This window comes from Pantoea sp. X-Soil-TKNS-1279 (genome assembly GCF_059730565.1).
The window spans coordinates 2,300,074-2,312,636 of sequence record NZ_AP035948.1 but is presented as its reverse complement, the minus strand read 5'-3'; the positions used below and the strand labels follow the sequence as shown (position 1 = coordinate 2,312,636).

General features: G+C 53.3%; 8 protein-coding genes and 1 pseudogene. 6 read left to right on the top strand and 3 right to left on the bottom strand.

What is annotated here, in order from left to right; all coding sequences use genetic code 11:
- The first annotated feature begins 32 nt into the window (after positions 1–32).
- From AC6I8N_RS10920 to AC6I8N_RS10910, 3 genes are all read left to right on the top strand, one after another.
- Positions 33–1,652 (top strand): peptide ABC transporter substrate-binding protein, encoded by a 1,620-nt coding sequence (locus AC6I8N_RS10920; RefSeq protein ID WP_497829044.1) that lies wholly within the window; start codon positions 33–35, stop codon positions 1,650–1,652.
- Between the two features lie 117 nt (positions 1,653–1,769).
- Positions 1,770–2,753, top strand: coding sequence for a zinc transporter ZntB (zntB, locus tag AC6I8N_RS10915; protein ID WP_021183136.1), 984 nt, complete (start codon positions 1,770–1,772; stop codon positions 2,751–2,753).
- A gap of 317 nt (positions 2,754–3,070) precedes the next feature.
- Positions 3,071–3,217 (top strand): hypothetical protein, encoded by a 147-nt coding sequence (locus AC6I8N_RS10910; protein ID WP_021183137.1) that lies wholly within the window; start codon positions 3,071–3,073, stop codon positions 3,215–3,217.
- A gap of 50 nt (positions 3,218–3,267) precedes the next feature.
- Here AC6I8N_RS10910 and ttcA read toward each other — a convergent pair whose 3' ends face one another.
- Both ttcA and AC6I8N_RS10900 read right to left on the bottom strand, forming a co-directional pair.
- Positions 3,268–4,203, bottom strand: a complete 936-nt coding sequence (gene ttcA, locus AC6I8N_RS10905) for a tRNA 2-thiocytidine(32) synthetase TtcA (protein WP_415173707.1) — start codon at positions 4,201–4,203, stop codon at positions 3,268–3,270.
- A 58-nt stretch (positions 4,204–4,261) separates the two neighbouring features.
- A pseudogene (locus AC6I8N_RS10900) lies at positions 4,262–4,490 on the bottom strand (site-specific integrase); the annotation flags it as partial.
- A 485-nt stretch (positions 4,491–4,975) separates the two neighbouring features.
- On the opposite strand from AC6I8N_RS10900, the gene AC6I8N_RS10895 reads away from it, so the two are divergent.
- From AC6I8N_RS10895 to AC6I8N_RS10885, 3 genes are all read left to right on the top strand, one after another.
- On the top strand, positions 4,976–7,108 hold the full coding sequence (locus AC6I8N_RS10895) for a TonB-dependent siderophore receptor (protein ID WP_021183140.1): 2,133 nt from the start codon (positions 4,976–4,978) through the stop codon (positions 7,106–7,108).
- A 183-nt stretch (positions 7,109–7,291) separates the two neighbouring features.
- The gene (locus tag AC6I8N_RS10890; protein ID WP_497829043.1) at positions 7,292–8,497 is read left to right on the top strand and encodes an FAD-dependent oxidoreductase; all 1,206 of its coding nucleotides are present in this window, start codon (positions 7,292–7,294) and stop codon (positions 8,495–8,497) included.
- Positions 8,498–8,636: 139 nt separating this feature from the next.
- Positions 8,637–8,837, top strand: a complete 201-nt coding sequence (locus AC6I8N_RS10885) for a DUF2767 family protein (protein WP_013509199.1) — start codon at positions 8,637–8,639, stop codon at positions 8,835–8,837.
- A 39-nt stretch (positions 8,838–8,876) separates the two neighbouring features.
- Here the strand turns inward: AC6I8N_RS10885 and nifJ are convergent, their stop codons facing one another.
- Positions 8,877–12,404 carry a pyruvate:ferredoxin (flavodoxin) oxidoreductase gene (gene nifJ / locus AC6I8N_RS10880; RefSeq protein ID WP_497829042.1) on the bottom strand — a complete coding sequence of 1,176 codons (3,528 nt, stop codon included), beginning with the start codon at positions 12,402–12,404 and terminating at the stop codon, positions 8,877–8,879.
- Between the last annotated feature and the right edge of the window lie 159 nt (positions 12,405–12,563).

Below are 12,563 nucleotides of genomic sequence, written 5' to 3'. Positions count from 1 at the left end.
CAGCCGCCTTTTTTCGGGTAAAAGGAGTGGTGATGAAAATAGCGTTTCGCAAGACCCTGGCTGCCTTAATGGTTATCGGTGCTATCACACCGGCGTTGGCAGCTTCCGTGCCATCCGGGGCGCAGTTGGCCCCGGTGCAGGAAATCGTGCGCCACATCAAAGATGAACCCGCCTCGCTCGACCCGATGAAAGCCGTCGGTCTGCCGGAAATCCAGGTGATGCGTGACCTGTTCGAAGGACTGACCAATCAGGATGCGCGAGGTCATATCGTGCCGGGTGTGGCGCAAAGCTGGAGCAGTAACGACAACAAAACCTGGATTTTCAATCTTCGTAAAGATGCGCGCTGGTCCAATGGTGATCCGGTCACCGCCCAGGATTTTGTTTACAGCTGGCAGCGCCTGGTTGATCCGAAAAACAGCTCACCCTCCGCCTGGTTCGCGGCCCTGAGTGGTATCGAAAATGCCGAGGCAATCACCAAAGGCCAGATGAGTGCCGATAAACTTGGGGTGACGGCACTGGATGGCAATCGACTGAAGGTGACATTGTCACGCCCGGTCCCCTGGTTCCCAAGTATGGTTGCCAATGCCGCTTTGTTTCCGGTGCCGGAAAAAGTTATCGCCGAATTCGGTGATGGCTGGACGGCGCCGGGCAAGCTGGTCGGCAATGGTGCCTATCAGCTTCAGTCGCGGGTGGTGAACGAGAAAATTGTGCTGGTGCGCAACCCGCATTATTGGGATGACGCCCATTCGGTGCTGACTAAAGTCACCTTTATCCCCATCAATGAAGAATCAAGCGCCACCAAACGCTACCGTGCCGGTGATATCGATATCACCGAATCCTTCCCGAAAAACATGTACGCGTTGTTGAAGAAGGAGCTGCCGGGCCAGGTCTACACCCCGGACCAGCTAGGCACTTACTATTACGCCTTTAACACCGAAAAAGGCCCAACGGCGGATGTACGGGTGCGCAAAGCGCTGACATGGACTATCGATCGCCGCATCATCGCGGAAAAAGTGTTAGGTACCGGTGAGAAACCGGCCTGGCATTTCACGCCGGATGTCACCGCAGGTTTTACCCCGCAGCAGAGCTATCTGCAACAGCACAGTCAGCAGGAGTTAAACGTTCAGGCCAAAGCGCTGCTGAGTGCCGCCGGGTATGGTCCGGCTAAACCGCTGCACCTGACGTTGTTGTATAACACCTCAGAAAGTCACCAGAAGATCGCTATCGCGGTGGCGTCGATGTGGAAAAAGAATCTGGGGGTTGATGTCACGCTGCAAAACCAGGAGTGGAAAACCTACATCGACAGCCGTAACAGCGGCAACTTCGATGTGATCCGTGCCTCCTGGGTGGGGGACTATAACGAACCGTCCACCTTCCTCAGCCTGCTGACCTCCAGTCATACCGGTAATATCGCGCGTTTCCGTAACGCGGATTATGATGCGGTGATGGCAAAAGCCAGTAACGAGACGAGCGCGCAGGCGCGTAATCAGGACTACAACCGCGCCGAGCAAATTCTGGCGATGCAGGCCCCGATTGCGCCGATTTATCAGTACACCAATGGGCGTCTGATTAAGCCGTGGGTGAAGGGCTACCCGATCACCAACCCGGAAGATGTGGCCTACAGTCGCGAACTGTGGATTGCTAAACACTAAGTTACCTTTCTGGCGGCCTTTCTGGCCGCCTGTCATGTTTGCTCACAGCCTGAAGATTGCAACTCGTCGCTGCCACGCTAGACTGTATCGTATTGATTTTGATAGAGAGGCGAGTACGTGAACGTCATTGAAGGTAAAGCATTGCAGGTTTCGGATGCCATTGTGGCTTGTCAGCTTGACGGTCAGGGGGGATTGATCGCCATTGAGGACACTGACGTCGTCAATTGTGAGCGCCCCTGCTGGTTGCACCTCAACTACACCCAGCAGCAAAGCGCTGAATGGTTGCAAAACACCCCGTTAATTCCCGACTCGGTGCGTGATGCGCTGGCGGGCGACAGCATGCGCCCGCGTGTTACACGTCTGGGTGATGGCTTTATGATTGTGCTGCGCAGCGTCAATCACAACAGCGACTCGCGCCCGGACCAACTGGTGGCGATGCGGGTGTTTATTAATGACAAACTGATTGTCTCGACGCGACGTCGCAAGGTGTACGCGATTGATGAAGTGCTTACCGATCTGCAAAACGGTAACGGTCCGGTGGACGGTGGTAGCTGGCTGGTTGACGTTTGTGATGCACTTACCGATCACGCCAGCGAATTTATTGAAGAGATGCACGATAAGATTATCGAGCTGGAAGATGCGCTGATGGATCAGCAGATCCCACCACGCGGTGAGCTGGCGCTGCTGCGCAAGCAATTGATTGTGATGCGACGTTATATGGCCCCGCAGCGCGATGTCTATGCGCGACTGGCGAGCGAGAAGCTCGGCTGGATGGATGATGATGAACGGCGGCGTATGCAGGATATCGCCGATCGCCTGGGTCGTGGACTGGACGATCTGGATGCCGGTGTGGCGCGCACCGCCGTGCTGACCGATGAAATTGCGTCAGTGATGGCGGAAGCGATGAACCGTCGTACTTACACCATGTCTCTGCTGGCGATGATTTTCCTACCGACCACTTTTTTAACCGGCCTGTTTGGTGTCAACCTTGGTGGGATACCGGGTGGCGCGTGGCATATGGGCTTCAGCGTTTTCTGTTTTTTACTGCTGGTGTTGGTGGTGGGACTCGCCTGGTGGTTAAGACGGCGTAAATGGTTATAAGCGCATTGCGAATGTTAACAATGGGTTATCGAAAGGTAACTCGCTGTAAATTAAGGCCAGAAGGGCAAAAAAGCGGAAAAAAACTGATCGACGTCAATATCCGCAACCGACAACAGGGGCAAACTCTCTCTCGCAGGTGAATGCAACGTCAAGCGATGGGCGTTGCGCTCCATATTGTCTTACTTCCTTTTTTGAATTACTGCATAGCACATTTGATTCGTACAACGCCGGCTTATCCGCCGGCTTTTTTTTGCCCGTTTGCCAGTGCCGCTGACCTTTTCCTATGCTTAAAGGACATTCGCAACCAGGAGAAGGGCATGCAAACATTCCACGCCACCGATCCCATTCCAACCGATCCACCTCCCATCCCGGAGCCGATTCCGCGTCCACAACCGTTGCCGGAACCTGATCCGCCATACGATCCCGAATATCCACCGATCATCGATCCACCGCCACATCGTTAATAAAAAAGGCGCGTAGCCGAAGCGACGCGCCTTTTTTGTGCCGGGAGAAATTACTTAATCTGCAATACGTCGAGACGGGCGCTTAAATCGGGTGCGTCTTCCTCTTCCGGCTGCCAGCCCGCAGGTTGTACCGGCAGCGATTCGCGGTCAAACGCCAGATCGCCACCGTCAACCACCGCATCACCGTGCTGAATACCTTTGAAATCAAACAGATTGATATCAGCCATATGCGAAGGGACGATGTTTTGCATCGCGCTGAACATGGTTTCGATCCGTCCCGGATAGCGTTTATCCCAGTCACGCAGCATATCCGCCACCACCTGGCGTTGCAGGTTAGGCTGAGAGCCACACAGGTTGCACGGAATAATCGGGAACTGACGGGCTTCGGCAAAGCGGATGATGTCTTTCTCGCGGCAGTAGGCCAGCGGGCGGATCACGATATGCTTACCATCGTCGCTCATCAGCTTCGGTGGCATACCTTTCATTTTGCCGCCGTAGAACATGTTCAGGAACAGGGTTTGCAGGATGTCATCGCGATGATGTCCGAGCGCGATTTTAGTACAACCCAGTTCCGTCGCGGTGCGGTAAAGAATGCCACGACGCAGGCGTGAACACAGCGAACAGGTGGTTTTTCCTTCCGGGATTTTCTCTTTAACGATGGAGTAGGTGTCTTCGTTAACGATTTTATACTCAACGCCCAGTGCATCCAGATACGCTGGCAGCACATGTTCCGGGAAACCGGGTTGCTTCTGGTCGAGATTGACCGCCACCAGCGAGAAGTTAACCGGCGCGCTTTGTTGCAGATTGCGCAGAATTTCCAGCAGGGTATAGCTGTCTTTACCTCCAGACAGGCACACCATGATGCGATCGCCTTCTTCAATCATATTGAAATCGGCAATCGCTTCGCCCACGTTACGACGCAGACGCTTTTGCAGTTTGTTCAGGTTGTACTGCTCTTTTTTTGTATTATCTTGATTTTGTTGCATTATTTACTGTCTCAGCCAGCGATTTTCAGCAAAAGGGGCATGACGGGGGCACTATCGACTACCAGGCGACTGTAGCGTTCAGTATTTTAACCTGCTTGCTATTCATCTCTTCAATCCCCGTAGCATTAATCTGGTACACCCTCTGCGCATTCTCGATCCCCATCTGATTCGCAATAAACGACGGGACCGCACCTGCTGGCATCAGCCAGCAGGCAAAAAGTATGTCGCGTATGGTACGGATTACGGCGGCGAATGCCAGCACGTTTTATAGCAGCATTCCAGGCTGCCTCCGATCATGCTCGGTGGTGAAGGGTGACGTTAACGATAAGCCGTTTGGTAACGTGGAATACACCCTTGCAAAAAGTAATAAGTATCATTATCTTTCGCGATCTGCGTGCATAAAATGTAGTAGTAAAGCGAAAAATACAGGCAAAAAAAGAAAGGTTAATTTCAATTTGTCGATGATTTTCTGGCAAGGTAATCACAATGTAAAGCAATGAAATATAAGTATTTATTTGTATTGTTAACATCCATTTTGTTGCCAGAGGAGTGGAGAGGGTATCTGTAGCGGAAAAGCTAAAATTTATATTTACTACTACATTCCCTCATGTTTGAATGATTATCAATTACATTATCAACTACGCCTTGTCTTGATAACAATATCGGACCTGCCGATCACGCACTTCCGCGCAACAACAGCCGGCAGCATGACAGGATTGCGTCAGAGTATGAAAAAACAGCTTGTGATAATTGCCAGGGAAAAAAATCAGAAATGAATGAATATAAAAATATTCAACACCACAAGCGCCCTTTGGGGAAAATATGGCTTGCGGTATACAGTGGTGCGTTAATTTCTTCAGGTGGCAGCTATGCCGCTACCGACAATAATACCTTGACGGTGACTGCCGCCCAACAGACAGAACAACCCGACACCGGATATTCCAGCCCAACTACGTCGGTCGCCAGTAAAACGCCCACCTCTAAACTGAATGAAGCGCAGTCGGTGAGCGTGGTGACAAATAAACAACTGAGTGATTATCAATCCACCACCCTGTCCGATGCTATGCGTTTTGTTAGTGGCGCTGCGCAAGCGAATACGCTGGGCCAGACGGAAGATGGTATTGTTCGCCGCGGCTTTGGTTCAAACTCCGATGGTTCTGTGTTCCGTGACGGTATCCGTAGTAGCCAGGGACTCAATCTTGATGCCACCACGGATCACGTTGAAGTGTTGAAAGGGTCGTCTTCGCTGTTATACGGTATTTTAAATCCCGGTGGGATGATTAATGTCGTGAGTAAAAAACCGCAATATGAGTGGCACACAATTGTTGGTGGACACTACAACAGTACTGGAGGCGGTGCAGGAAATATTGATATTACCGGCCCACTGGGCAATGGTTTTGCTTTCCGTCTGATTGCCGAAAAACAAGCGCAGAACTACTGGCGCGGATACGGAAACGAAAAACATAATCTGCTGGCACCTTCATTACAGTGGTATGGCGAAAAAGCCAGTTTTAATATCAGCTATGAAAGTTATCAGTATGATATTCCGTACGATCGCGGCACGGCATTTATTAATGGGAAACCGATCAATATCGGTTATAAAACCCGTCTGGATGATTATTCCAACCATGCGTGGGGGCGTAATCAGACCTTCAACAGCTACTGGGATTATCAGTTCAATGACATTTGGTCGACCCGCGTTACCGTAGGGATGAACCAGCGCAAATACAACAGCAATACCGTGACAACCACCGCCATTAATACAACCACCGGTGTCGTTACGCGACGTCCGGATGCCTTCCGCGGCTTTAACCACAAAACAAAATATGTTTCGTGGGATGCCATCGGTACGCCCGAAATATTTGGCATGACGCATAACCTGGTGGTCGGTACTGATTATGAAATGAACCAAACTTACCGGGCACACGCTTATAACGGTACAAAAAATACTGACTTCACTCTGAGCAACCCGGTTTATGGATTAGCAACCATCACCGACAGCAGTACGGAAAAAACTGCCGACAGTAATTTGCTCAATCGCATTCACAATCGCTCGGTCTATTTTAAAGACAATATTGACCTGACGTCGCAATGGACCGTGGTAGCTGGCGCTCGTTATCAGCACTTCGAACAACGTGAATCAAGAGGCAGTGATTCCACTCTGACTTATAGCGATGAAGGTAATAAGTTTTTGCCTCAAACAGGGCTGATTTATAAGCTGACACCGACAGTATCTTTCTATGGCAGTTTGAGTAAATCGTTTACGCCATCGACTAATCCGGATGACAACGGCGACGTTGAAGCACCGGAACAGGGTACGACCTATGAAGTCGGCAGCAAATGGCAGATGACACCGGCACTGCTTGCCACGGTTGCGCTCTACCGTATAGATGAGCGCAATGTTGCCTTAGCATTAAACGATGGAACCTATGCCGTAGATAAAGCTCGTTCCAGTGGCATTGAATTAGAGGTTAACGGTGAAATTTATCCTGACTGGGATATTAGCGCCAATTACAGTTACAACGAGGCGAAAATCGTTAACGATAAAACCGACCCGACTAATAATGGCAACCGTCTGCAAAACGCACCACGAAATTCTGGCGCGGTCTATTTAAGCCACGATCTGCGCTTCAATCTGTTGCCGGGCAGTTTCCGTATTGGCGGCGGGGTTCGTTATATGGGCACGCGTGCGGGCGATCCGAGCAACAGTTTCACCCTGCCTGCTTACACCGTCGCGGACAGTTTTATTGGCTGGGACAATCAACTGCTGGGTAAAAAAACGCATTTACAATTAAACCTCAACAACTTGTTTAACAAGCACTATTACACCTCAAGTGGTGGCAATTTGCGCGTTGCTGAAGGTGAAACGCGCAACCTGGTGCTCAGCGCAAGCGTCGAGTTCTGAGGCTGAGGTTCTTCACAGTTATTCCAAAATAGTTCAGGAATACCAAACGGCTCTGTTGGATAGGGAGCCGTTTATTATTACGACCATGACGTCATGGGTGGACATTAAGCCCGCAGCACCAATCGCTATACACAAATGATAATTATTATCATAAACTCTGATGGTGCTGACCAAGGAGCGATAATGAAGCCTGAAGCGAATGCGATCCTGAACACCGATTGCTGCATTGTTGGCGGCGGTCCGGCCGGGTTGATGCTGGGGTATCTGCTGGTGCGTGCCGGTCTGCGGGTGGTGGTGATTGAAAAACATGCCGATTTTCTGCGTGATTTTCGTGGTGATACCATTCATCCTTCGACCCTGGAGATCATGCATCAGCTTGGTCTGGTGGAGGAACTGCTGCAACTGCCGCATCAGCGTGCCGAAAAGTTACAGGCGGAAATCGCCGGTCAGGAAGTGACGATGGCCGATTTCTCCCGCCTTCCCGTCCAGTACCGTTTTATCGCCTTTATGCCGCAATGGGATTTCCTCAACTTTCTCGCACAGCAAAGCGCGCGCTTTGACGGATTTACCATGCTGCAATCCACCACGTTTGATCGCTTCATCGACAATCAGGGGCGCGTGGGTGGCATTCACGCCATCACCGAACAGGGGCCGGTGGAGATCCGGTCGCAGCTGGTGGTTGGCGCTGATGGACGAAACTCCGCCGTCCGTGCCGCTGCCGGGTTAACCAGCCAGGCGTTTGGTGCGTCGCGCGATGTGGTTTGGTTCCGGCTGGATAAGCAGCAGGGCGATCCCACCTGGGGCATGGGGCATAAAGGGCCACGGCAAAACTTCATCGTTATCGACCGGGGTGAGTACTGGCAATGTGGCTACACCATCCCCAAAGGAGAGTTTGCTGCGCTGCAAACGGCGGGTCTGGAGCCATTCAAGGCGGCGATTGCGCAAGTCGCGCCCTTTGATGTGGCACGACTGTCTCAGTTTGATGACTGGCAGCAATTTAAGTTGCTGTCGATCCGTATTGACCGCCTCGATAGTTGGATGAAACCCGGTGTACTCTGCATCGGTGATGCGGCGCACGCCATGTCGCCGATTGGCGGTGTTGGCGTGAATCTGGCGATACAGGATGCGGTCGCCGCCGCCAATTATCTGACGCAGCCGTTGCGCAGGGGAGATGTCACCCTACGTGACCTGGCGAGAGTCCAGAAGCGGCGTCAGTTCCCGACGGTGGCCACCCAGTTCCTGCAAATTAAAATGAGCAGCAATAAACGCCAGCCCGGTAAGAAAAGCCCAATGCCGACCCTTATCCGTCGTTTCCCGTTCCTGCGTTTTGTGTTTGGTCGCCTGATCGGGCTGGGATTCCGGATGGAGAAGCCGCGTTTTTCCGGTTAATCACCGCCCAGAATAAAGATCAGCATTCTTTGCCCGAATTATTTGTGCATTTATTGATCTGCGCGAAGATTTTGCATGCGCCACGCTGACAGGATGAAGGCATGAGTTACTTTAGTTTCTAAAGGGTGAGGAGAGGCGGATGCAAACTTACGATATGGTTTTTGAAGAAGCGTGCCGGTTAGTCGGTCAATGTTACCTGGAACTGGCACAGCGTGGCGTGGCAACAGAAAAAGATGTGTTGGCAACGGAGTTACAAAATCTGCAACTCCGTTACCGCGAATTAACCGGATCCCCCAACCGGGCGGTGGAGATGGCAATCACGCAACTCAAGCCCTGTTAATCATCATCAAGCCCGGCCATCTGTGCCGGGCTTTGTTTATCACTCGCTTTTCTCCGCTTTGCCAGCCAGCTCCGCTAACCGCTGATAACGTTGGTTAGCGGCCTCGCTGGCATCCCGCCACAACTGCGCAGCGGCTTCCGGTTGTTCGGTTTGCAACTGGCGGAAGCGCTGCTCATTCATCAATGCCTGCTCCAGCTCGGAAGTCGGTGGGCGCGAATCCAGTGACAACGCAGCTTTTCCCTGTTCTGCGCGTTGCGGATCAAAACGATACAACGGCCAGAATCCACTGGTGGTCAGCAGGCGCATCTGTTCATGGCTATACGCCAGGTCATAACCGTGTTCTTCGCACGGGCTGTAGGCGATGATCAGCGAGGGACCGGGCCAGGCTTCGGCTTCCTGTATCGCTTTCATGGTTTGATTCAACTGCGCGCCAAGGGAAATCTGCGCCACATAAACATGCCCGTACAACAATGTCGCCATGCCGAGATCTTTACGTGCCTTGCGTTTTCCCTGCTCACCAAATTTGGTGATCGCGCCGAGCGGGGTGGCTTTTGACGCCTGACCACCGGTGTTGGAATAACATTGCGTATCCAGCACCAGCACATTGACGTTCTCGCTCAGGCTCATCACATGATCCAGCCCGCCGTAACCGATGTCGTAGGCCCAGCCGTCCCCGCCGATTAACCACACCGATTTATCAACCAGCGCATCAGCCGCAGAGATTAACGCCTGAGCAGCGGCGTGCGGCGCATTCTTCAGCTCAGCACGTAGCTGGCTAATCTGTTCGCGACGTTGTGAAGTGGTTACGTTGTCACTTTTCAGTGCCACCACCAGCGCTGCTGGCAACGCAGAGGCGCACTGATCCAGCAAGCGCAGGGCACGCTGGCGCTGCTGATCAACACTCAGGCGGAAGCCAAGGCCGAATTCGGCGTTATCTTCGAACAGCGAATTGGCCCACGCCGGGCCGCGTCCTTCGGCGTTAGTGGTGTAAGGCGTGGAAGGCAAATTGCCGCCGTAGATGGAGGAGCAACCTGTCGCGTTGGCAATCAACAGACGATCGCCATACAGCTGCGTGAGGATCTTGATATACGGCGTTTCACCGCAGCCGGAACAGGCTCCCGAATATTCAAACAGCGGGGTGATCAGCTGTGAGGTACGGATATCAATACGCTCCAGTTGTTCTGCGGTGATCTCCGGCAGGGCGAGGAACGCGTCATAATTGATTTTTTCCGTTTCAACGTGTTCCAGCCGCGATTGCATATTGATGGCTTTGATTTCCGGATGCTGGCGGTCGCTGGCGGGACAGACTTCGACGCACAGATTACATCCGGTGCAGTCCTCGGGAGCGACCTGCAACACGTATTTTTGTCCGCGCATATCACGCGATTTGACATCCAGCGACGCCAGGCTGGCGGGGGCACCCTCCAGCGCTTCCGGTGCCACGACTTTGGCGCGAATGGCAGCATGTGGGCAGGCGGCGACGCAATGGTTGCACTGGGTACACAGGTCGGGCTGCCAGATGGGGATCGCTTCCGCGATATTTCGCTTTTCCCACTGCGTGGTGCCGGTAGGCCAACTGCCATCCGGCGGCAGAGCAGAAACCGGTAACTTATCGCCCAGTCCGGCCAGCATGGCGGCGGTGACGGTTTTAACAAAGTCGGGTGCATTGTCGGCAACCACCGGTGGGCGATGTGGGCTGCTCGCATCCACCGCCTGCAACGGCACTGCTTCCAGCGCCTGTTGTGCCATTGCCAGCGCCTGCCAGTTACGCTGCACCAGCTCCTCGCCTTTGCTGCGATAACTGCGGGCGATGGCGTTTTGCAGTTCGGTCAGGGCGCTGTCGCCTGGCAGAATTTGTGTCAGTTGGAAGAACGCCATCTGCATTACGGTATTGATACGCGCGCCGAGCTGGCATTCCCGCGCAATTCGTGCCGCATTAATCACATAAAAACGCGCCTGTTTATCGTTGAGCTGCGTCTGCACCTCCTGCGGCAGGCGATGCCACACTTCATCGGCGGCATAAGGGGTATTCAGCAGAAAAATGCCGCCTGGTTTCAGTTGATCGAGCATCGAATATTTGTCGATAAATTGTAATTGGTGGCAGCCAATAAAATCGGCCTGCTGAATCAGATAGGCCGACTGAATCGGTTGCTGGCTGACGCGTAAATGTGAAACCGTCAGGCCGCCCGCCTTTTTCGAGTCGTAAACGAAATAGCCCTGCACCTGCCACGGTGTGGCGTTGCCGATAATTTTCAGGTTGTTTTTGGTGGCACTGACGCTGCCATCGCTGCCCAGCCCGTAGAACAACGCTTCAAGATGGGCGCGATTCGGCACAATGTTGGCTTCAGGCGGCAACGAGAGATGGGTGACATCGTCATAAATCCCCACGGTGAAGCGTGCAGGCGGCTGTGGGCGTTGCAATGCACGGAACACCGCCAGCACTGCATCGGGAGCAAATTCTTTCGACGACAAGCCATAACGCCCGCCACACACCTGCGGCAGGGTGCTGCGTTCTCCTCGACTAAAGGCTTCTGCCAGCGCGGTCATCACATCAAGAAACAGCGGTTCACCCAGCGCGCCAGGTTCTTTGGTGCGATCCAGCACCGCCACACGTTGCGTCGTTGTCGGCAACACGCTTAACAGATGCTGAGCCGAGAACGGTCGATACAGACGTACCTTGACCAGCCCGACTTTCTCACCGCGTTGAAGCAACTCATCAATGGCCTCTTCAGCGGTACCGCAGCCGGACCCCATCATGACAATCACCTGTTCCGCCTGCGGATGGCCATAAAACTCAAAGGGTTGGTAGCGGCGGCCAGTTTGTTCCGCAAACGCCATCATGGCGTTTTCGACATGTCCGGTGCAGGCGTCATACCAACGGTTGGTTGCTTCACGCGACTGGAAGTACGTGTCCGGGTTGGCCGAGGTGCCGCGAACGGTGGGGTGATCCGGCGTCAGGGCGCGGGCGCGATGCTGCGCAATCGCTTGCTGCGGCATCAGCGCCAGTAATGTTTCGTCACTGAGCGGCACGATTTTGTTGATTTCGTGTGAGGTACGGAAGCCATCGAAGAAATGGATAAACGGGATGCGGCTGTTGAGTGACGCCATTTGGGCGATCAGGGCAAAATCCTGCGCTTCCTGCACGCTGGAGGCGCAGAGCAGCGCACAGCCGGTCTGGCGCACCGCCATCACGTCGGAGTGATCGCCAAAGATGGATAACGCATGGGTGGCGACGGTGCGTGCGGCGACATGCAGTACAAACGGCATCAATTGCCCAGCCAGTTTGTACAGGTTAGGGATCATCAGCAGTAACCCCTGCGATGAGGTGAAGGAGGTGGATAACGACCCGGTTTGTAACGCGCCATGCACGGTGGCTATCGCCCCCCCTTCGGATTGCATCTCAACCACGCGTGGCACATCGCCCCAGATATTGCGGCGGCCTTCCCCGGACCAGCCATCGGCCAGTTCAGCCATGGTTGAACTGGGGGTTATGGGATAAATGGCGATAACTTCGCTGGTGCGGAAAGCGACAGAAGCCACTGCGCCATTGCCGTCGACGGTAATCATAAATCGTCCTTTGCTTCGCTGAGAATGCCCGTAAACATTACGTCATGCTTTATCGCGTGATACGGATTGCCATAAAGTTTCCGGGGTTAATTATCTCAGTCTAGCAAAGCGGGCAGGCATCACTTTCTCATCCGTGTGATGTCAGTGGCTTGTCGCACC

What these genes read in the sequence shown, in the direction of transcription:
- AC6I8N_RS10920 (WP_497829044.1), top strand. Translation starts at nt 33, where the DNA reads ATGAAAATAGCGTTTCGCAAGACCCTGGCTGCCTTAATGGTTATCGGT.
- AC6I8N_RS10910 (WP_021183137.1), top strand. Translation starts at nt 3,071, where the DNA reads ATGCAAACATTCCACGCCACCGATCCCATTCCAACCGATCCACCTCCC.
- ttcA (WP_415173707.1), bottom strand. Translation starts at nt 4,203, where the DNA reads ATGCAACAAAATCAAGATAATACAAAAAAAGAGCAGTACAACCTGAAC.
- AC6I8N_RS10895 (WP_021183140.1), top strand. Translation starts at nt 4,976, where the DNA reads ATGAATGAATATAAAAATATTCAACACCACAAGCGCCCTTTGGGGAAA.
- AC6I8N_RS10890 (WP_497829043.1), top strand. Translation starts at nt 7,292, where the DNA reads ATGAAGCCTGAAGCGAATGCGATCCTGAACACCGATTGCTGCATTGTT.
- AC6I8N_RS10885 (WP_013509199.1), top strand. Translation starts at nt 8,637, where the DNA reads ATGCAAACTTACGATATGGTTTTTGAAGAAGCGTGCCGGTTAGTCGGT.
- nifJ (WP_497829042.1), bottom strand. Translation starts at nt 12,404, where the DNA reads ATGATTACCGTCGACGGCAATGGCGCAGTGGCTTCTGTCGCTTTCCGC.